Here is an 18,948-nt window from a genome sequence, read left to right as displayed (position 1 = left end):
CTCCGGCCCACGGCCTTTGAACCGACGGGCCGTCCGGTGGCTGAAAAGCGCTAAGGGCAAAACCGCCCAAGCTCTTGCCCCCGGCCCCCCGGGCGGGGTATGAGCGGTTCTCGAACACCAAGCAGGCAAGAGGCACTTTCATGCGCAGAGTCGTTGTAACCGGGCTGGGATTGGTCACACCTTTGGCCAGCGGGGTCGAAGAGAGCTGGTCTCGGCTGCTGGCCGGAGAGTCGGGCGCGGGTCCGATCACCCTGTTCGATGCCCAAGCCAGCGGCGTCACCACCACCTATGCCTGCGAGGTTCCGCGTGGCGACGGCACCGATGGCACCTTCAATCCTGACGACTGGATGCCTCCGAAAGAGCAGCGCAAGATCGAGGATTTCATTCTCTATTCGATTGCGGCCGCGGAAATGGCCTGCAAGGACGCCGACTGGCTGCCCGAGGATGAGGACGCGCGGCTGCGCACCGGTGTGATGATCGGCTCGGGCATCGGCGGGCTGGGCTCGATTGCCGAGACCGCCAACTTGATCAGGGATCGCGGCCCGCGCCGTGTGTCGCCGTTTTTCATTCCGGGCGCGCTGATCAATCTGGCCTCAGGGCAGGTGTCGATCCGCTTTGGCTTCAAAGGCCCGAACCACTCGGTGGTGACGGCGTGCTCGACCGGCGCACACGCGATTGGCGATGCCAGCCGTCTGATCCGGCTCGGTGACGCAGACGTCATGGTCGCGGGTGGCGGCGAGGGCTGCATCTGCGAGATCGGCATCGCCGGCTTCAACTCCTGCAAGGCGCTGTCCACCAAATATGCCGACAATCCCAAGGGCGCGAGCCGCCCCTACGACGTAGATCGCGACGGGTTTGTCATGGGCGAGGGCGCGGGCATCGTGGTGCTGGAAGAATACGAGCACGCCAAGGCGCGCGGCGCCAAGATCTATGCTGAGGTGCTGGGCTATGGCATGTCGGGCGACGCCTATCACATCACCGCGCCGTCCGAGGATGGCGACGGGGCCGAACGCTCGATGAAAGCGGCGCTGCGCAGTGCGGGGCTGGAGCCGAAGGACGTCGACTACATCAATGCACATGGCACCTCGACCATGGCTGACACGATCGAACTGGGCGCGGTCGAGCGGTTGCTGGGCGATCACGCGGGCAACGCGACCATGTCCTCGACCAAATCGGCTACTGGGCACCTGCTGGGCGCGGCTGGCGCGATTGAGGCGATTTTCTCGATCCTCGCGATCCGCGATCAGGTGGCGCCGCCGACGATCAACCTGGACAACCCTGCGGTCGAGACCCCGATCGATCTGGCCCCCAATGCCAAGCGTGAGCGCGAGATCAACGTGGCCCTGTCGAACTCGTTCGGCTTTGGCGGCACCAATGCGAGCGTGATCTTCGGAAAGGCCAGTTAAATGTGGCGCGCGCTTGCTTCGAACATGCTGACCGTCCTGGCGGTCGGCCTGTTCCTGATGGCCGGTGTGATCCTGTGGGGGCAGGCGCAGTATACGGCCGGGGGACCGCTGGACAGCGCCATCTGTCTGCGGGTGGAAAGCGGCTCGAACATGAGCCGTGTCAGCCGTGATCTGGAGGAGCAAGGCGCGGTGACCAGCGCGACGATCTTCCGGCTGGGTGCGAATTATGCCAACAAATCCAGTCAGTTGAAGGCAGGCAGCTTTCTTGTGCGCGAAGGCGCGACGATGGAGGAGATCGTCGATCAGGTGACCCGGGGCGGGGCCAGCACCTGTGGCACCGAGATCGTCTATCGCATCGGCGTGACCCGCAGCACCACACAGGTGCGCGAGCTTGATCCCGCCTCGCTGGAGTTTGTCGAGATCGCGTCGTTCAACCCGGCTGAAGATGAGGTGCCTGCTGCCTATACCGAGAAGCGGGGCGAGCGGGACACCCGGTACCGGATCGCGATGGCCGAAGGGGTGACCTCGTGGCAGGTGGTTGAGGCGCTGAAAGGCATGGATGTGCTCGATGGAGAGGTGGCCGAACTGCCCGCCGAAGGTGTGCTGGCGCCGGACAGCTATGAGGTGACGCCGGGCACGACACGTGCGGATTTGCTGCAAGATATGCAGGAAAAACAACAGCTTCGGGTGAATGCGGTTTGGGAGAACCGCCAGGGGGGACTGCCCTTGGCGAGCCCGGAGGAGATGCTGATCCTGGCCTCGATCATCGAGAAGGAGACCGGGTTGCCGGACGAGCGCGGGCAGGTGGCCAGCGTGTTCATCAACCGGCTGGACCGGGGCATGAAGCTGCAGACGGACCCGACCGTGATCTATGGCGTCACCAAGGGGCAGGGCGTGCTGGGACGCGGGCTGCGTCAGAGTGAGCTTCGCCGGGCAACGCCTTGGAATACCTATCTGATTGACGGGTTGCCGCCGACGCCGATTGCCAATCCCGGGCTGGCGAGTCTTGAGGCGGCTGTGGCGCCGGAACAGACGGATTTCGTGTTCTTCGTTGCCGACGGAACCGGCGGGCATGCCTTTGCCGAGACGCTGGAGGAGCACAACCGCAACGTCGCCAAATGGCGCGAGATTGAGGCGCAGCGGCAGAGCGAGGGGAACTGACCCCGCCTGCCGGGATCTTCCGATTTGTACAGGGTTTTGAGGGCGGGTTGTCCGGGTTGTACAACGGGGCACCATGGCGGAGTGCGGGCTGATCGCGGCCATTGCAGTGCCAGAGGTTCAGCTCCTGGCGATGTGCGGCGGTTCTAATCCGGCGTTTTGCCTTCGGGCGAAGCGGCGGGGATTTGAAATGACTCTGCGGGCAGGTCTGCGGCACGGCGTGCGTGGGCTTGAGCGTATGCGTCTTCGAGAGACCGCGTGTGGGCTGCCGTGTCGAACAGCGGGCAGGTCAGCCGGTTGGCGGTGAGCCGCTTGCGGATTGCCCGCAGTTTTTCGGGATCAGTGGCCAGTGCGAAGGCGAGGCTTTCGTAGTCGGCGTCGCTGGTGGTGATCATCTCTGGCAAGCCCGCTGCTGTCAGTACGCTGGCGGCGACGCGGGCGGAGAACTGGTCTCCGATCCGGGTCAGAACCGGCAACCCGGCCCAGAGCGCATCGACGGCGGTGGTGTGCGCATTATAGGCAAATGTGTCGAGGAACAGATCCGCCAGACGGTGCCGGGCCAGATGTTGCGGGTTGGGCATCCTGTCGGCGAACACCAGCCGCGTGGCGTCTACCCCGTGCGCCCGGGCGGTGTGGCGCAGGTTGCGTTCGGCCTGCTCGCTGGTCCTGAGCAGCCACAACACGCTGCCGGGTGTTCGGGTGAGCAGACGCATCCATATGGCGAAGACGCGGGGGCAGATCTTGTAGCTGTTGTTGAAGCAGCAGAAGACGAAGGCGTTTTCCGGCAAGTCATGCTCTGCCCGGGTTTGGGGGTCATCCGAGATCGGACGGTTGCGGTCGCTGGGAAAATAGCTGTGGGGCAGGGATATGACCGCCTCGGAAAAGCTGTCATGCCGGTTGGGCGGCAAGACCGTGCCATCGGCGATCACGTAGTCGATATAGGAGGCCCCGGTGGTGCCCGGATAGCCGAGCCAGGCGATCTGTGTTGGGGCCAGCCGGCGGGAAAACAGCGCGGCCCGGTTGTGTCGGGTATAGCCCATCAGGTCGATGGCAATATCAAGCCCGTCCTCGCGCGCCAGTGCGGCGGCCTGTGCATCGGACAGGCCGCTGATGTCGTGGAACCGGTCGAAATGGGCGCTGACCTTGTCCCGCATCGCGTCGGTGCAGCCTGTGAGTGCATAGGCGATGAGCGTGAAACGGGATTTGTCATGGGCGGCCAGAGTGCCGGTCAGCAGATGCGCGGCGGCGTGATCGCGGAAATCCGCGGACACATAGCCGATGCGCAGTTTCCTGTCCTCGCTTCCGCCACGGGCGGGCAGGGCCGGGGCGGGTTGGCCGATGCTCTGCTGCACATGAAGCATGGACCGTTGTTTTTGCCGGGCGGGGTGATCCTCGAGCGCCAAAGTGGCGAAGGGGGGCACGGGTTGGCCTGTGGTTCCCAGCGTCTCAAGCTGCGCATTCAGCCGCTCCATTTCGGTCCAGTCGCACAGACCCGCCAAGTGATGCAGGGCTTGAGCAAGGAACCGGTCGTTGTCGGGCGCCAGGGCATGGGCGCGCAGGTAATAATCGCGGGCCAGTTCGGGCTGCCCGGCATCCTGCAGGGTGAGGGCCAGGCCAAAACAGGTTTCGGCGGAGTGAGGCGCCTGACAGAGTGCCTGTCGCAGGCACGCGATCGCGGTCTCATAATCGCCCGTGCGGCGCAGCGCGTTGCCCTTGTTGACGAGGGAGTCGTAGTACCCCGGCTGCCGGTTCAGCGCGGCGTCGAAACATTCGAGCGCCTTGGACCATTGGTGTTGCTCCTGCCGGAGGTTGCCCAGGTTGTTCCACGCCTTGACGTGATCCGGGTTCCGCTTGAGCACCGAGTGATACTGCGCTTCCGCGGCGTCGGTGTTCTTCATCGCCTGCAGCGTCACGGCGAGGTTGTAGCGGGCTGTGACGTCATCGGGACACAGCGCCAGCGCCTGTTCGTAGCATTCTGCCGCAACTTGCAGCTCACCCAGTATCTTGGAGACGTTCCCCAGCGCGGTGTGGACCCGGGCGGCGTCCTGGGCGGGAAGGTCTTGGGACAGGACTTCGCGAAAAAGATCGGCGGCCTCGCGGAAGTGACCGATACGCAGCCGCGCCTCGGCCCGGCGCATCAGTAGGTTGACGCTTGGCATGGCTCTCCCGCTATTTGGCTACGGCCACTCGGCCCCTGTTGGTGTCGGTATAACACTTTAGCGCACGCGCAGTCTGCGGGTGTTTTGGTCCGGGCTGCCGTTGCTGGCCGTTTGGCGTAAATTAGGGATTTGTTAGGTATTTCAGCGCGTTGGGTGTTGCGCCTGTTGCGCGAAGGCTTGACATTGCGGACGGTTTCCCGTATAAGTTGTGTCATGCTAGAAGAAGTGGGCGGCGGCCCCGGGGCGACCCGGTGGCCGTTTTTCATTTCTCTCGTGCGGAGATCACTCACGCATGAGGTCACGCACACATATGACTTTGATTACCCCGGAAGAGCGGATTTCGCGGACGGCTGACTTGTTGCAGTCGCTCGAGACGTCCATTCGCGGTCTGCGGCAAGCGGCGGAAGACCTGCGCAAGCAGATCGAGACCGGGGAGGATGCAGATCTTGCTGGTTCAGCCAAGCAGCTCGGTCAGGTCGAGGGACTGATCCGAAGTTGCCAGAAAGTGGAGACAAGCTTTGTCGAACATCATCACAGACAGGCCGGAGTTGCCCAAGGGGGCTATGCGCTCGACCTTGAGCAGGCCCGATTTGAGATCGGGTGCAGGCTGGCTCGCCTCCGCCGATGCCGCGGTGCGGGAAAGGTTCCTGAGTGAGATCGGGGAGGGAGGGCTGTGTGCCCTCCCTTTCCTGTTCGAGTTCTGGGCGTTGCCGCATCAGTTGCCGCCCGAGGGCGACTGGCGGGCTTGGGTGATCATGGGCGGGCGCGGCGCGGGAAAGACGCGGGCCGGGGCCGAGTGGGTTCGGTCGATGGTCGAGGGGTCGAAGCCTTTGGATGGCGGCGAGGCGAAGCGCGTGGCGCTGGTGGGGGAGACCTTTGATCAGGTGCGCGATGTGATGATCTTTGGCGATAGCGGGATATTGCAGTGTTCGCCGCCGGATCGCCGTCCGGTGTGGAAGGCGTCGGAGCGGAAATTGGTCTGGCCGAACGGGGCCGAGGCGCAGGTGTTTTCGGCGCATGATCCCGAGGGGTTGAGGGGGCCGCAGTTCGATGCGGCCTGGGTGGATGAGCTGGCCAAGTGGAAGAAGGCGGGCGAGACCTGGGACATGTTGCAGTTTGCGCTGCGGTTGGGCGAGCGGCCGCGGGTCTGTGTGACCACGACGCCGCGGAATGTGAAGGTTTTGAAGGAGTTGCTGGCGTCGCCGTCCACGGTGGTGACCCATGCGCCGACCGAGGCGAACCGGGCCAATCTGGCGGCGTCGTTTCTGGAGGAGGTGCGGGCGCGCTATGCGGGTACGCGGTTGGGGCGACAGGAACTGGATGGGGTTTTGCTGGCGGATGCCGAGGGGGCGCTGTGGACCGGGTCGATGCTGGAGGCGGCGCGGGTTGGGCACGTGCCGGAGCTGGATCGCGTCGTGGTGGCGCTGGACCCGGCAGTGAGTGCCGGGGCGCAGTCCGATGCCTGCGGGATCGTCGTGGTCGGTGCGCGCTTGCAGGGGCCGCCGGAGGAATGGCGGGCCTATGTGCTTGCGGATCGAACAGTGCAGGGGAAAGGCCCCTCGGGCTGGGCGCAGGCGGCGGTGGACGCGATGGACGAGTTTGGCGCCGAGCGGCTGGTGGCCGAGGTCAATCAGGGCGGGCAACTGGTTGAGGAGGTGGTACGGCAGGTGGCGCCGCTGGTGCCGTTCCGGGCAGTGCGGGCCTCACGTGGCAAGGTGGCGCGGGCGGAGCCTGTGGCGGCGCTTTATGAGCAGGGGCGGGTGTCTCATGCGGCCGGGCTGGACGCGCTGGAGGAGCAGATGTGCCAGATGACGGCGCGGGGGTTCGAAGGGCAGGGCTCGCCGGACCGGGTGGACGCGCTGGTCTGGGCCTTGCACGAGCTGATGGTGGGGCCGGCAGCGCAGCATAGAAGGCCGAGGGTGCGGGTGTTGTGAGCGAGATGTCGGATTTGAGTCGATGAAAGTGGCTCGAGGACTGGTGCTGAAAGTGCGACCCGGGCTAGCTGTGCGTGCCGTGAGGCTATTGCGGTGGTACAACAGCAGTCCCATCGGCACAGCCGTAGAATGGCAAGGCGGGTGCAAGGGCACCGCCTGATTGCAAGTGGTCATGGGGTCGGTGCTGTTCTTAGTGTGCACGAGTATTGTGGGGCGACCGTTCCGAACGGGAATGATGGGATGCGGCGGGTCTTGTAAGACGCAACAATCGCTCTTTTAGCCCCGCGTCTCTGAGTGCTGTCGTCCAGCCTTCCTGCGGACGGCCTTGACCGCCCCATCCACGGCTACTTCCTACGTTCCGGCTTTGGGTTCCGTGTTCGCCTCCCGGCGGCGCAGATGAGCCGCAAAACCTGCGTGATGCAAATCCCCAGGTCCGACTTACGTGTGCGAACCCCGGACGCATCTTGGGCGTTGCAAAGCTAAGTGCGGCGTAGCGTTCATTGATACGACGGGCGCAGCGGTCAAATCGGGTTCAATCACGATATCTGAACTATCCGTGCCGTCAGTATGCCTCGCCCTGAACGCAGCCTTACCGTCGGAATAATACGTTCTGCGCCTGCTTGTCCCGGTGATCCCCCCGTAGCTCCGCGAACAACGCACGGCCCGCCTGCACCCCCGGACGCGCGCCCATGACCTCCAGCCAGCGGGCGAAGTGCGGTTTGTCCTCCAGCACCTGCTGCTGACCCTCCCACAGGCTGGCCCAGCCCCAGATCGACATGTCGGCGATGGAGTAGAAGTCTCCGGCTACGTATTCGGTTTCGGCCAGCCGCCGGTCCAGCACACCGTAAAGGCGGGCGACCTCGGCGCGATAGCGGTCCTTGGCGTAGGGCAGATCCTGCGGCGGGTCGAGTTGAGGGGCGTATTTCAGGAAGTGATGCGCCTGACCCGCCATCGGGCCGACGCCGCCCATCTGCCACATCAGCCATTGCTCGACGGCGATCCGGTCGCGTTCGGTCGACCCGTAGAACCGCCCGGTCTTGCGGGCCAGATACATCAGGATCGCGCCGCTTTCGAACAGTGAAATCGGCTCACCGCCCGGCCCGTCGGGGTCGATGATCGCAGGCATGCGATTGTTGGGCGCGATCTTGAGGAACGCGGGATCGAACTGGTCGCCCTTGCCGATGTCGATCAGGTTTGTGTGATAGGGAAGTTCCATCTCTTCCAGCGCGATGGAAACCTTCCAGCCATTGGGTGTCGGCCAGTAGTACAGCTCGATCGGGTCCGCCATGCATCCTCCTCAACCTGAGGGGATCATGAGGCTTTCTGGGCAAACGGCAAGAGCAGTTGCGGCCGTGGCAGGGCAAAAAGTCGTGACCAGCGCCGGGCCGGCCGTTCGGGCAGGCCGCAGCTCAGGGTGGGCAGGCTCAGCCGGTCGTGGTTTCTCAACAGTGCGTTGTAGACCCTCAGAACGCCGGGGCGGGTGTAGCTGGACCAATGGCAAATACGCCGCCGGGGCGCCGCTATGGGGATGGAAAGGCGGGCCAGGTGGGCCAGGGTGTCGGGGCAATCCAGTTGCAGCGTGACGGCATTTGGCGCGTCAAGGCCCAGGCCGATGCTGCGGTCGCCGCGTTTCGGCGGCGCGATCAGCCATTCGTAAAGGGCGTCGAACAGATCGTTTTCACGGCTCGTGACATTTATGAACTCGGCCTGACGGCCAGCAGAGGTTGCCAGGGCCGCAAGCGCCCGGCTGCGATAGGTGGCGCCGGTCATGGAAATAATCCGCCTGAGCGCGCCGGGCGGGACATGATGCAGCGCTTCGAGCGCCAGTTCGGTGCCCATCGAATGGCCGATGAAATGGATCGGCCGCGCCCGGTTGAGGCGGTGAAGCTCGGCGATGATCCCGGCCAGCACCCGGCCCGCCGTTATCGCCCGCCGCCGCGCCGCCCAGAGCGGCCCACTGGCATCCCAGCCAACGGCAACTGCCAGCCCCTCATCGGCGCAGCCGGAGCCGAAGCCGAGCTGTTTGGGCCAGCTTGGGCCGGAGCACGGGCCCGGCGCGGGGTGCAGCGACAGGATAGTGCGGTGCGGACAGGCTTGCGCGTCATCGGGCCGGTATTTGTACCCGTGGGTCATGATGATTACCGGGCCTTCCAGCGTGCGGGTCTGGCGCAGGGTCCCGTGCACGGGCCGGGGGCTGCGGTGCAACGCGGTCCTGTCGCCTGTCACGTTGATCCTGATCACCGGCATGGCTCTGCCTCACACAATGTGTTGTGGTGGTGCTGTCTCACGACGCTATGACGGTCGGGTAAAGGGACCGTTACTGAACGGTGACGACGCGTGTTGCGGGCTTGACGCGCCGGGGCGCTGGGCGTATGGGCAGGGCAGAGACCACGTGGCGATTTGTTACCGGATTGCGGGCCACGCTAAACAACACCGCTAAAAGGTCAGGATGAAAGACCCCTTTCGCTTGGCCGCGTCTGGGGTTTTTTCTTTGCCCTCTGGTTTCGGGGTCGAAAGGGATGAGATGAGCGAGAGCTGGAACAAACGCACCCAAGCCGTGCATGGCGGCATCCGCCGCAGTCAGTACAACGAGGTGAGCGAGGCGATTTTCCTCACCCAGGGCTTCGTTTACGAAAACGCCGAACAGGCCGAGGCGCGGTTCATCGAGAGCGGCCCGGATGAGTTCATCTATGCCCGCTACGGCAACCCCACCGTGTCGATGTTCGAGCAGCGGATTGCGGCGCTGGAGGGGGGCGAGGACGCCTTTGCCACCGCATCCGGCATGGCTGCGGTCAATGGCGCGCTGACCTCGATGCTGCAGGCGGGCGATCATGTGGTGTCGGCCAAGGCGCTTTTCGGGTCCTGTCTTTACATTCTGGAAAACATCCTCAGCCGCTATGGGGTCGAGGTGACGTTTGTGGACGGTACCGATCTGGAAGCCTGGAAGGCGGCGATCCGGCCCGACACCAAGGCGGTGTTCTTCGAATCCATGTCGAACCCGACCTTGGAGGTGATCGACATCGCCGCCGTCTCGGAACTGGCCCATGCGGTGGGGGCCGTGGTGGTGGTGGACAACGTGTTCTCGACCCCGGTGTTCTCGAAAGCCATCGAGCAGGGGGCGGATGTGGTGGTCTATTCCGCCACCAAGCATATCGACGGGCAGGGCCGGGCGCTGGGCGGTGTTATCATCGGCAGCCGCGAGTTCATCCGGGGCACGGTCGAGCCGTATCTCAAGCATACCGGCGGCGCGCTGAGCCCGTTCAACGCGTGGATCATGCTGAAAGGTCTGGAAACCATCGCGCTGCGGGTGAATGCGCAGGCCGATACCGCGCAGAAGGTGGCGGAGGCGCTGGAGGGACATCCGGCGCTGGAGCGCATTCTGTTCCCCGGCCTCAGGACCCATCCGCAGAACGCGCTGGTGCAGAGCCAGCTGGGCGGCAAGGGCGGCACCGTGCTGTCGCTGGATATCAAGGGCGGGAAAGAGGCGGCGTTTGCCTTTCTCAATGCCATGACCATCCCGGTGATCTCGAACAACCTCGGGGATGCGAAATCCATCGCGACCCATCCCGCGACGACGACGCATCAGCGTCTGAGTGAGGCGCAGCGCGATGAGTTGGGGATCACGCCCGGCCTGATCCGCCTGTCCATCGGTCTGGAGGATGCGGAGGACCTGCTGGCCGATATCAAACAGGCGCTGGACGCCTCGCAAGGGTGAAACCCGCGCGCCCAAGGCGTTTCGAAACGCCTTGCCGCTCACATCTCCCACGGAAAACTGTCCAGCCGTTCTGCGCCGGTTTCGGTGATCAGCACCTGCGTTTCCAGCTTGACGCTCTCGGAGCCGTCCTCGGCGATCAGGCTTTCGACGCAGACCACCTGACCGGTTTCGAAATGCCCACCGTGACTGGCCTCGAAATCCGGATGCAGCAGCACCACCGGCCATTCGTCCGCCATGCCGACCCCATGCGCTGCCAATGAGTAGCGGTAGGGCTGGTAAGCGGCTGGAATCCGCCAGCTTTTGGCGTTGAATTCGGCAAAGCTCAGACCCGGCTCCAGCAGCGCCAGATTGTGGTCGATCTGAGCCCGCGCCGCTGCATAAAGCCGCTTCTGCCGGTCCGTCATCGGCGCATCGCCGCAGGTCCAGGAGCGGCTGAGATCGGCGCAATAGCCGTAAGGGCCGATCATGTCAGTGTCGAAGGCGATCATCTCGCCCAGCCGGCATTCCCGGTCCGAGCATTCGCGGTACCACGGGTTGGTATTCGGCCCGCAGGTCAGCAGCTTGGTCTCCAGCCACTCGCCGCCCGAGCGGGCGTTTTCGAAATGCAGATGCGCCCACAGCTCGCGCTCGGTCACGCCGGGCACCGAGTGCTGGTAGATCCGTGCCATCCCGGCCTCGCAGACGCGGATGGTCCAGCGCATCAGCGCGATCTCGTCGGCGGATTTGACCGAGCGGGCGATCTCGGTGATCTGGCCGCCCTCGACGATCTCGATCCCGCGCGCGGTCAGCGCCGCGACGCCTTCGGGTTCCAGCCGGTCCACCGCCAGCCGCATATTGCCGCCGCCATGCGCGCGCAGTTCGGACACGATCTCGTCGGCCCACAGCGCCAGCCGCTCGCCGGACCGGTCTCCGGCGCACATGAACATCCAGCCGACGGCGTTGCGCAGCTCGTCGATCCCCGGCAGCCCGTCATTGAGGTGCTCGCAGCCCTTGAACTCGAACATGATGCCCGGCCCCCCGTTCAGGATCAGCGCGTAGCGGATCGGGTTGTGGCTGGTCCAGACCCCCATGTTCGAGCTGTCGAAGGCGTAACGGATGTTGACCGGATCGTAGAGCAGCAGCCCGGCCACATCATGGGCGTCCATCAGAGCGCGAAAGCGGGACAGGCGGTAGGCGCGGGCGCGGTCCAGAACCTCGGCCGGCAGGGGGCTTTTCAGCGGGCGGTCGGCGCCCTCGGCGTTCAGATAGGCGAGTTTGCGGTCGTCCTTGAACGGGGTTGCCTCGTTCATGACGCGCGCCCGTAGAAGCCTAGCCGCTCGGCGTCCGAGAATGTCACGCCGGGGCGTTCATAATAGGAGAAAACCGCAATCACCCGCTCCCGCGCGCCTTTGACCGGGGTCACCCGGTGGGCGGTGTTCTTGCCCTTGAACACGTTGAGCGTGCCGGGGCTGAGGGTGATGACCTTGCTCTCGGGGTCCTCGCCGCGCAGTAGCCGGGCGACACCGTCATAGTTCGGGTCGCCGTCGCTGCGCAGATCGGTGCGGTATTCGAAGCCGCCGCCCTGATCGGGGGCCTGCAGCAGCAGGGTGGTGGTGAATTCCGAGCGGTCGAAATGCCAGTTCAGCGCCTGCCCCTCGCGGTAGGACATCACGTTCACGCAGGCCAGCGGGTCCTCCATCACGTGCAGTTCGGGCTTGTCCATGGTGGCGGCGAGGAAGGTGGCGAACTGGGGCCATTCATAGAGCCGCAGCAGCGCAGACCCCGCGATCTGATCGGCGCAAAGCGTCCGGTTCGAGGTCTGAAACTGCCGCAGGGCCGGGTGATCCGGGGGCAGGCCCTCGACCGGTTTGAAATAGATATTGTGCGTCCGCTCGTGCAGGAAGGCGTCCGCGGCGAAACGGGGTGCCGTCTCGGCCACCGCCTGTGCCGCAATGCCGGGCCGCATCAACCCGTCGAGGTTGAACATCCCCTCGGCCGCCAGATCGGCGCGGCAGCGGTCGACCAGCGCCTGCCAGTCGGGGGTGTGCGGGCGGTGCAGGGGAAACCGGTCGAGATCGAGGATGTCGTGCATGGGCAGGGCCTTTCCTGGGACAGGATCAGTCTGCCCGGGTCTTGCCGCCTGAGACACTATAAAATATCTTGGTCAGCATAAGAAAATCTTGAGGTATGGGCGCATTGCGCTAATATTGAATCACCCGCAGACCCGAACGCGTTGGTGCTTTGCAAACGCTGCCTCGGATAAGCGGGTGATGCTCGTTTGTCTCGAAGGCGCAATGCACCCTGGATGAAACTTCCCCCGCTCAACGCCCTGCGCGCCTTTGAATGTGCCGCCCGCACCGGCAGTTTTGCCGCCGCCGGGGGTGAGTTGGCGTCACCTCGGCGGCGGTCAGCCTGCAGGTGCGAAACCTTGAGGACTGGCTGGGCCGGCAGCTTTTCACCCGCCGTGCCAACCGGATCTGGCTGACTGACGCGGGGCGGGATTATTACATGAACGCGGCCTCGGCCCTGACGGATATCGCCAGCTTTACCCAGGCGCTGACCGAGAGCGACCCGCGCCGCCCGCTGGTGATCAGCGCCACGCCCGCGCTGGGCGAGCTGTGGTTGCCCGAACAACTGGCGCGCTTTGCGGAACTGCGCCCCGACGTGCCGCTGGAACTGCGGTTCCAGGCCGAGGATCCGGATCTGGAACAGCACGGCATCGACGCGCGGCTGAGCTATGGGGGCGAATTGCCGGAATACCGGACCACCGCGCTGTTTACCGATCACTGCTGCCGGTGGGCCTTCCGGGCAACGATCCGATGCGGGCCCGCCGGATCGCGGTGAACTGGGGGCAGAATATTTCATCGGTGCCGGGCTGGGCGCAGTGGTTCGCCGCGCAAGGCGTGTACTCGCCCGAGACCGGGCCCGAGGTCACCGCGCCCTCGGTTCCGGCGGCGCTGTCTCTGGCCGCTGCCGGGCTGGGCGTGGCGCTGCTGCCCGCGCGGGTCCTCTCGGGCGCGCTTGCCTCGGGGCGGGTTGCGGCCTGTTCCGAGCTGTCCCTGCCGATGCCGCGGCCCTATGTGATGATCACCGCCCATTACAAGGCGCGCTCGCGCCGGTTGCGAGATCTGGCCGGGGTTCTGACCGCCGCCACAGACGCCTTGGCCGCAACGTAACCGGCTGTTTCGGCGCATTCGGCCTGGAAAAGACGTTTTTTCACACCATTTTGCGATCCGGGCTGATATTTGCTGCGTAGTGGGACTAGAATGGAATTTGTCCTGCTGCGGCCTATATACGGTCGACCAACCGAGGAAACGCGCCGATGAATTTTCACCCTCGTGATGTGAACGAGACCCCGGACCGCGACGAGGCGGCCGCCGCGCTGTACGTGCTGCGGGCATGGGCCAAGACCGCCACCGAGGCCGAGATCAGCCAGCTGGACCCTGCCGTTGCGCGGCTGGTGCCCGGGCTGGTGCCGGTGAATTATCCGTCGCTGTCGCGCGAATATCCCGAGGGTTTCGTGTCCGACGAGGCGTATCGCGCCTCGCTGCCCGACCTGCAGAACGGCCCGTCCAGTCTGATCCGGGGGGCAAAGCAGCAGATCCAGCATGTGGGGATTTCGAATTTCCGCCTGCCGATCCGGTTTCACCGCAAGCGGGGCGAGGATCTGACGCTGGAGACCTCGGTGACCGGCACCGTCAGCCTGGAGGCCGGCAAGAAGGGCATCAATATGTCCCGGATCATGCGGTCGTTTTACAAGCACGCCGAGCGCACCTTCAGCTTTGAGGTGATCGAGGCGGCGCTGAGCGATTACATGGCCGATCTGGAAAGTATCGACGCCCGTATCCAGATGCGGTTTTCTTATCCCGACCGGGTCGAGAGCCTGCGGTCGGGTCTGTCGGGTTATCAGTATTACGACATCGCGCTGGAACTGGTCGAACAGGGCGGCGTGCGGAAAAAGATCATCCATCTGGATTACGTCTATTCCTCGACCTGCCCCTGCTCGCTGGAGCTGAGCGAGCATGCGCGCTCGACGCGCGGGCAACTGGCCACGCCGCATTCGCAGCGCTCGGTGGCGCGGATTTCGGCGGTGGTGGACCCGGATGCCGATTGTCTGTGGTTCGAGGATCTGATCGCGCTCTGCCGCCGGGCGGTGCCGACCGAGACGCAGGTGATGGTCAAGCGCGAGGATGAACAGGCCTTTGCCGAGTTGAACGCTGCCAACCCGATCTTTGTCGAGGATGCGGCGCGGCTTTTCTGCGCCGAGTTGCAGGCCGATCACCATATCGGTGATTTCCGCGTGATCGCCAGCCACCAGGAAAGCCTGCACAGCCATGATGCGGTTTCGATCCTGACCGAAGGACCCACCTTTGAGGCGCAAAGCCTCGATCCCAAACTGTTCAACACGCTGTTTCACGTCGGCTGAGACCCGGGGACATGTTTTGCGGCTGCTCGAATGATGAGCAGCCGTTTGCGTTTGTGCCTGCATCTTGGAAGGAATCCGCCGATGCATGAGCGAATTGCCGCACTGCGGCATAATTTTCTGCGGCTGCGTGGGGAATAGTCCTATATTGAGACTGAATGTCGAAGCGGTGCCGGCAACACAGATGAAACCGGCGCCAGACCTTGAGGGATCGCGATGCGCAGGCTGCGTAGTTGCACGGACAAAAAGACCGGTCGTTTTGGGCCGGTTCCGCCTTTTCGGTTCGCTTCGGCACTTGGGCTTTCCATAGGAGTGAAACACGGATGACCCCCATAACCCACCCGCTTGAACTGCAGGCTGCCGCGATGCGGATGGCCGGGTATGCGCTGACCAATCAGATCCGGATCATGCAGATCATGACCCAGTCCGCGCTGAACGCGCCGATGATGCAGGTGCAGGCGCTGCATGCGGCGGCCTCGGTACCGTCCAAGACGGTGACATCCTTCAAATCCGAGCGCACGGCAGCGCCGAAAGCCGCTCCTGCGGCGGCCAAACCGGCCAAGCCGAAGGTCGCCAAGCCTGCTGCGAAACCGAAAGCGGCGAAGCCCGCCGCAAAAGCCAAGCCCGCCGCAAAGACCAAGCCTGCTGCCAAGGCCAAGCCGGCAGCACCTGCCAAAGCCGCGCCCAAACCTGTTGCAGCACCGAAAGCGGTGGCACCCAAACCGGCGCCCAAGGCGGCGGCACCTGCCAAGCCCGCCGCAGCGGCCAAACCGGCTGCAAAACCGGCACCGGCCCGCAAACCGGCGGCCCGCCCTGCGCCGGAACCGGCGGCCGCCAAGACCGCCAAGCCAGCAGCCAGTGCGCCTGTCAAACCCGCCGCCGCGAAGCCGGTGAAAGCAGCGCCTCAGGCCAAGGCGGAACCGGCCAAGCCCGCCGCGCCCGCAACGCCGCCGCAGCCCTCCCCGAAAGCGGCAGCACCGACCGCGACCGAGGCGCAGAAACCCACCCGCCGCCGCGCCCGTGTGCCCTCGGCGCCGCCGCCGATGCCGGAACGGAAGCCCGAAACCGACGCCTGAGACGTCGCCTTCGGCTTGACAGTGCAGGTCCAGCGCGCCAACCCTGCGCCTCATGTTGGACCTGCGCCCCGTCGGATATGTGATCGGTCTGCTGGTCGCCATTCTTGGCGCGGCCATGTTTCTGCCGATGCTTGCGGACCTGGCCGAGGGCCGGGGCGAATGGCATGTGTTTCTGGAAAGCGCAGTCATCACCATCCTGACGGGCGGCATCCTGGCGCTGAGCTGTGCAAACGGCGTGCGCGCGGGCCTGACCATCCAGCAGACCTTTCTGCTGACCACCGGCGTGTGGCTGGCGCTGCCTTTTTTCGGCGCGCTGCCCTTCGTGTTCGGCGAGACCGAGCTGCGTTTCGTCGATGCGTTTTTCGAGGCGATGTCGGGCCTGACCACCACCGGCTCGACCGTGATCGGCGGGCTCGACGAACTGCCGCGCGGGCTGCTTCTGTGGCGCGGGCTGCTGCAATGGTTGGGCGGCATCGGCATCATCGTTGTCGCCATGGTGTTCCTGCCCGAGCTGCGGGTGGGCGGCATGCAGATCTTCCGTTCGGAAGGGTTTGACACCTTTGGTAAAATCCTGCCACGCGCCACCGAAATCTCATCGCGGATTTCCGGGGTCTACATCACCCTGACCATGATCTGCGCGCTGTGCTACGCAGCCTCGGGCATGAGCGCCTTTGACGCCTCGGTTCACGCCATGACCACGGTGGCCACCGGCGGGTTCGCCAATTACGACGCCTCGTTCGGCGCCTTTTCGGGGGCCGCGGAATATGTGGCGGTGCTGTTCATGCTGCTGGCCGCCCTTCCATTCGTGCGTTTCGTACAGCTGACCGCGGGCACCGCGCGACCCTTGATGGAGGACACCCAGATACGCGCCTTTCTGGCCACCGCGCTGGCGCTGGTCACCGTGCTGACCTTGTGGAACTGGAGCCAGTCGCCGGAAGTGGGCGAGCCCGCCTTTCGCAAGACGCTGTTCAACACCGTCTCGCTGCTGACCGGCACCGGTTATGCCAGTCAGGACTACATGCAATGGGGCAGTTTCCCGATCACCATGCTGTTCATCGTCGGGCTGATCGGCGGCTGCGCGGGCTCGACCGCGTGTTCGATCAAGATCTTCCGCTATCAGTTGCTCTTTGCCTCGATCCGGGCGCAGCTGCAGCGCATCCGCTCGCCCAACGGCATCTTTACCCCGCGCTACGCGGGCCGCCCGGTGGGGTCGGACGTGCTGAGCTCGGTCATGAGCTTTTTCGTCTTCTTCATCGTGACCATGGGGCTGGTGTCCTGGGGGCTGGCGCTGACCGGGCTGGACTTCATCACCTCGGTCTCGGGCGCGGCGGCGGCGCTGGCCAATATCGGCCCCGGTCTGGGCGATCAGATCGGCCCGGCGGGCAATTTCGCGGGCCTCAACGACTCGGCCAAATGGATGCTGAGCGCGGCGATGCTGATCGGGCGGCTGGAACTGCTGGCCGTCTACGCAATCTTCACCATTCAGTTCTGGAGAGCCTGATGAAACGACCGCTCGGCGCGCAAATCTCGCACATGCTTAGGGATCGGGGGGTCGAGGTCATCTTCGGCATTCCGGGCGTGCACAATCAGGAAATGTATCGCGGTATCGAAGAGGCCGGGATCACCCATGTGCTGGCCCGGCACGAGCAGGGGGCGGGGTTCATGGCCGACGGCTACGCGCGCGCCTCCGGTCAGCCCGGCGTGGCCTATGTGATCACAGGGCCGGGCCTGTGCAACATCATGACACCGATGGGGCAGGGCTATTCCGATTCGGTGCCGATGCTGGTGATCTCCTCCTGCCTGGACGAGGTGGCCGAGCGCCGGGGGCAGTTGCACCAGATGAAGGATCAGGAAGCGGCGGCATCATCCGTGTGCGACTGGTCCCATACGGCGGGTTCGGCGCAGGCGGCTTATGGGCTGATCGAGCGTGCCTTTGACGAGTTCGAGCTGAACCGCCCGCGCCCCAAGCACATTCAGGTGCCGATTGCGCAGCTTGAGGCCGAGGCGGATCCGGCCCCGCCGCCCAATCAGCCGGCGCTGCGGACCAAGGCGCTCGATCCCGATATCGCGCCGGTGCTGTCGCTGCTGAATGCGGCCAAGCGGCCCTTGTTCATCCTTGGCGGGGGCGCGCGGTCCAACCTCTGGCGGCAGATCCTGTCGCAGGTGGGCGGCGCCTGTTTCACCACCTATGCCGGACGCGGTCTGGTCGGGACCGGCTATGCGCTGGATTTCGGCGCCACTCTTGCCCGTCCCGGCAGTGCCGAGATCGTCGCCTCGGCTGATCTGGTGGTGGCGGTGGGCACCGAACTGGCCGAAGTGGACATGTGGCGTGCCGATCTGGGGCATAATGCGCCGCTGGTGCGGGTCGATCTGGACGCCGAAGTGCTGGGCGATGCGCATCGTGCGCTGGTCAAGCTGCAGGCCGATGGCGAGAGCTTTGCCCGCACTTTATGGGCAGCCACCGATGGGGTCAGCCCCGCCACCGGCTGGAGCCATGAGGAGGTGGCCGAAGCCCGCACCCGCTGGCGCGCCGAGGTCGATGCCGTGCGTCCCGGCATCTTGCCCATCCTGGACGCCCTGCGCGCCGCCATACCGCCCGAGACCATGATCTATTCCGACATGACCCAGTTCGCCTATGTGGCCAAGGAGGTGTGGGAGATGTCGTCTCCCTATCACTGGCACCACCCCACCGGGTTCGGCACGCTGGGATATGCGCTGCCCGCCGGGATCGGCGGCGCGGTGGCCCGGCGCGGCAAGCCGACGGCGGTGATCGCGGGGGACTACGGGTTCCACTACACGATGCAGGAGCTGGGCGTGGCGGTGGAACTGGGCCTACCGCTGCCGATCATCCTGTGGGACAACGGCAAGCTCAAGGAGATCGAGGACAGCATGGTGCGCTCGCAGATCGCGCCCAACGCGGTGATCGCGCGCAACCCGGATTTCTGCAAGCTGGCAGAGGCGTTCGGCGCGGCCGCGGCGGCTCCGTCTACGCTGGAGGAGCTTCAGCACACGGTGCGCGGTTCTTTTGACGCGTCCGGGCCGACGCTGATCCATGTGACGCCGGGGATTTTGTAGCCAGCATCGTGCGGCGTTTGAAC

16 protein-coding genes and 1 riboswitch are annotated in these 18,948 nt (G+C 64.9%); of the genes, 11 read left to right on the top strand and 5 right to left on the bottom strand.

What is annotated here, in order from left to right; genetic code table 11:
• Window positions 1-140: 140 nt before the first annotated feature.
• Both fabF and mltG read left to right on the top strand, forming a co-directional pair.
• Window positions 141-1,406, top strand: a complete 1,266-nt coding sequence (fabF, locus tag AB3N21_RS10715) for a beta-ketoacyl-ACP synthase II (RefSeq protein WP_367935233.1) — start codon at window positions 141-143, stop codon at window positions 1,404-1,406.
• Window positions 1,407-2,567, top strand: coding sequence for an endolytic transglycosylase MltG (gene mltG / locus AB3N21_RS10710; RefSeq protein ID WP_367935232.1), 1,161 nt, complete (start codon window positions 1,407-1,409; stop codon window positions 2,565-2,567).
• A 143-nt stretch (window positions 2,568-2,710) separates the two neighbouring features.
• Here the strand turns inward: mltG and AB3N21_RS10705 are convergent, their stop codons facing one another.
• Entirely contained in the window at window positions 2,711-4,723 is a 2,013-nt protein-coding gene (locus AB3N21_RS10705; protein ID WP_367935231.1) for a tetratricopeptide repeat protein, read from the bottom strand.
• 310 nt (window positions 4,724-5,033) lie between these two features.
• On the opposite strand from AB3N21_RS10705, the gene AB3N21_RS10700 reads away from it, so the two are divergent.
• Together AB3N21_RS10700 and AB3N21_RS10695 are read left to right on the top strand one after the other, a co-directional pair.
• On the top strand, window positions 5,034-5,378 hold the full coding sequence (locus tag AB3N21_RS10700) for a hypothetical protein (protein ID WP_367935230.1): 345 nt from the start codon (window positions 5,034-5,036) through the stop codon (window positions 5,376-5,378).
• A gap of 52 nt (window positions 5,379-5,430) precedes the next feature.
• Entirely contained in the window at window positions 5,431-6,657 is a 1,227-nt protein-coding gene (locus tag AB3N21_RS10695) for a DNA-packaging protein (protein WP_367935276.1), read from the top strand.
• 589 nt (window positions 6,658-7,246) lie between these two features.
• On the opposite strand, the gene AB3N21_RS10690 is transcribed toward AB3N21_RS10695, so the two are convergent.
• Together AB3N21_RS10690 and AB3N21_RS10685 are read right to left on the bottom strand one after the other, a co-directional pair.
• Complete coding sequence (locus tag AB3N21_RS10690; protein ID WP_367935229.1) at window positions 7,247-7,945, bottom strand: glutathione S-transferase N-terminal domain-containing protein; 699 nt, start codon at window positions 7,943-7,945, stop codon at window positions 7,247-7,249.
• Window positions 7,946-7,968: 23 nt separating this feature from the next.
• A complete protein-coding gene (locus AB3N21_RS10685; RefSeq protein WP_367935228.1) occupies window positions 7,969-8,904 on the bottom strand; it encodes an alpha/beta hydrolase in 936 nt (311 codons plus the stop codon).
• Between the two features lie 135 nt (window positions 8,905-9,039).
• Window positions 9,040-9,117: riboswitch (SAM riboswitch) on the top strand.
• A gap of 64 nt (window positions 9,118-9,181) precedes the next feature.
• Here AB3N21_RS10685 and metZ point away from each other — a divergent pair.
• Window positions 9,182-10,372, top strand: coding sequence for an O-succinylhomoserine sulfhydrylase (gene metZ, locus AB3N21_RS10680; RefSeq protein ID WP_367935227.1), 1,191 nt, complete (start codon window positions 9,182-9,184; stop codon window positions 10,370-10,372).
• Window positions 10,373-10,410: 38 nt separating this feature from the next.
• On the opposite strand, the gene AB3N21_RS10675 is transcribed toward metZ, so the two are convergent.
• Both AB3N21_RS10675 and AB3N21_RS10670 read right to left on the bottom strand, forming a co-directional pair.
• The gene (locus AB3N21_RS10675) at window positions 10,411-11,661 is read right to left on the bottom strand and encodes a M24 family metallopeptidase (RefSeq protein ID WP_367935226.1); all 1,251 of its coding nucleotides are present in this window, start codon (window positions 11,659-11,661) and stop codon (window positions 10,411-10,413) included.
• The gene (locus AB3N21_RS10670; protein ID WP_367935225.1) at window positions 11,658-12,443 is read right to left on the bottom strand and encodes a 2OG-Fe(II) oxygenase; all 786 of its coding nucleotides are present in this window, start codon (window positions 12,441-12,443) and stop codon (window positions 11,658-11,660) included. Before AB3N21_RS10670 ends, AB3N21_RS10675 begins: the two co-directional genes overlap by 4 nt.
• A 326-nt stretch (window positions 12,444-12,769) precedes the next feature.
• Between AB3N21_RS10670 and AB3N21_RS10665 the strand changes: the two genes are divergently transcribed.
• The 6 genes from AB3N21_RS10665 to AB3N21_RS10640 all read left to right on the top strand — a co-directional run bounded on the left by AB3N21_RS10665 (window position 12,770) and on the right by AB3N21_RS10640 (window position 18,925).
• On the top strand, window positions 12,770-13,195 hold the full coding sequence (locus AB3N21_RS10665; RefSeq protein WP_367935224.1) for a LysR substrate-binding domain-containing protein: 426 nt from the start codon (window positions 12,770-12,772) through the stop codon (window positions 13,193-13,195).
• Window positions 13,171-13,527 carry a LysR substrate-binding domain-containing protein gene (locus tag AB3N21_RS10660; RefSeq protein WP_367935223.1) on the top strand — a complete coding sequence of 119 codons (357 nt, stop codon included), beginning with the start codon at window positions 13,171-13,173 and terminating at the stop codon, window positions 13,525-13,527. Before AB3N21_RS10665 ends, AB3N21_RS10660 begins: the two co-directional genes overlap by 25 nt.
• Before the next feature lie 146 nt (window positions 13,528-13,673).
• On the top strand, window positions 13,674-14,777 hold the full coding sequence (folE2, locus tag AB3N21_RS10655; RefSeq protein WP_367935222.1) for a GTP cyclohydrolase FolE2: 1,104 nt from the start codon (window positions 13,674-13,676) through the stop codon (window positions 14,775-14,777).
• 320 nt (window positions 14,778-15,097) lie between these two features.
• Window positions 15,098-15,850 carry a hypothetical protein gene (locus AB3N21_RS10650; protein WP_367935221.1) on the top strand — a complete coding sequence of 251 codons (753 nt, stop codon included), beginning with the start codon at window positions 15,098-15,100 and terminating at the stop codon, window positions 15,848-15,850.
• Window positions 15,851-15,902: 52 nt separating this feature from the next.
• Entirely contained in the window at window positions 15,903-17,351 is a 1,449-nt protein-coding gene (locus AB3N21_RS10645; RefSeq protein ID WP_367935220.1) for a TrkH family potassium uptake protein, read from the top strand.
• On the top strand, window positions 17,351-18,925 hold the full coding sequence (locus AB3N21_RS10640; protein WP_367935219.1) for a thiamine pyrophosphate-binding protein: 1,575 nt from the start codon (window positions 17,351-17,353) through the stop codon (window positions 18,923-18,925). The genes AB3N21_RS10645 and AB3N21_RS10640 overlap by 1 nt, the downstream gene beginning before the upstream one ends.
• Window positions 18,926-18,948 lie beyond the last annotated feature (23 nt).

It is taken from the genome of Ruegeria sp. (assembly GCF_040830605.1).
In the GTDB taxonomy this organism is placed as follows: domain Bacteria; phylum Pseudomonadota; class Alphaproteobacteria; order Rhodobacterales; family Rhodobacteraceae; genus Ruegeria.
The sequence above is the reverse complement of the archived record's forward strand: the minus strand, read 5'-3'. Positions and strand labels throughout refer to the sequence as shown.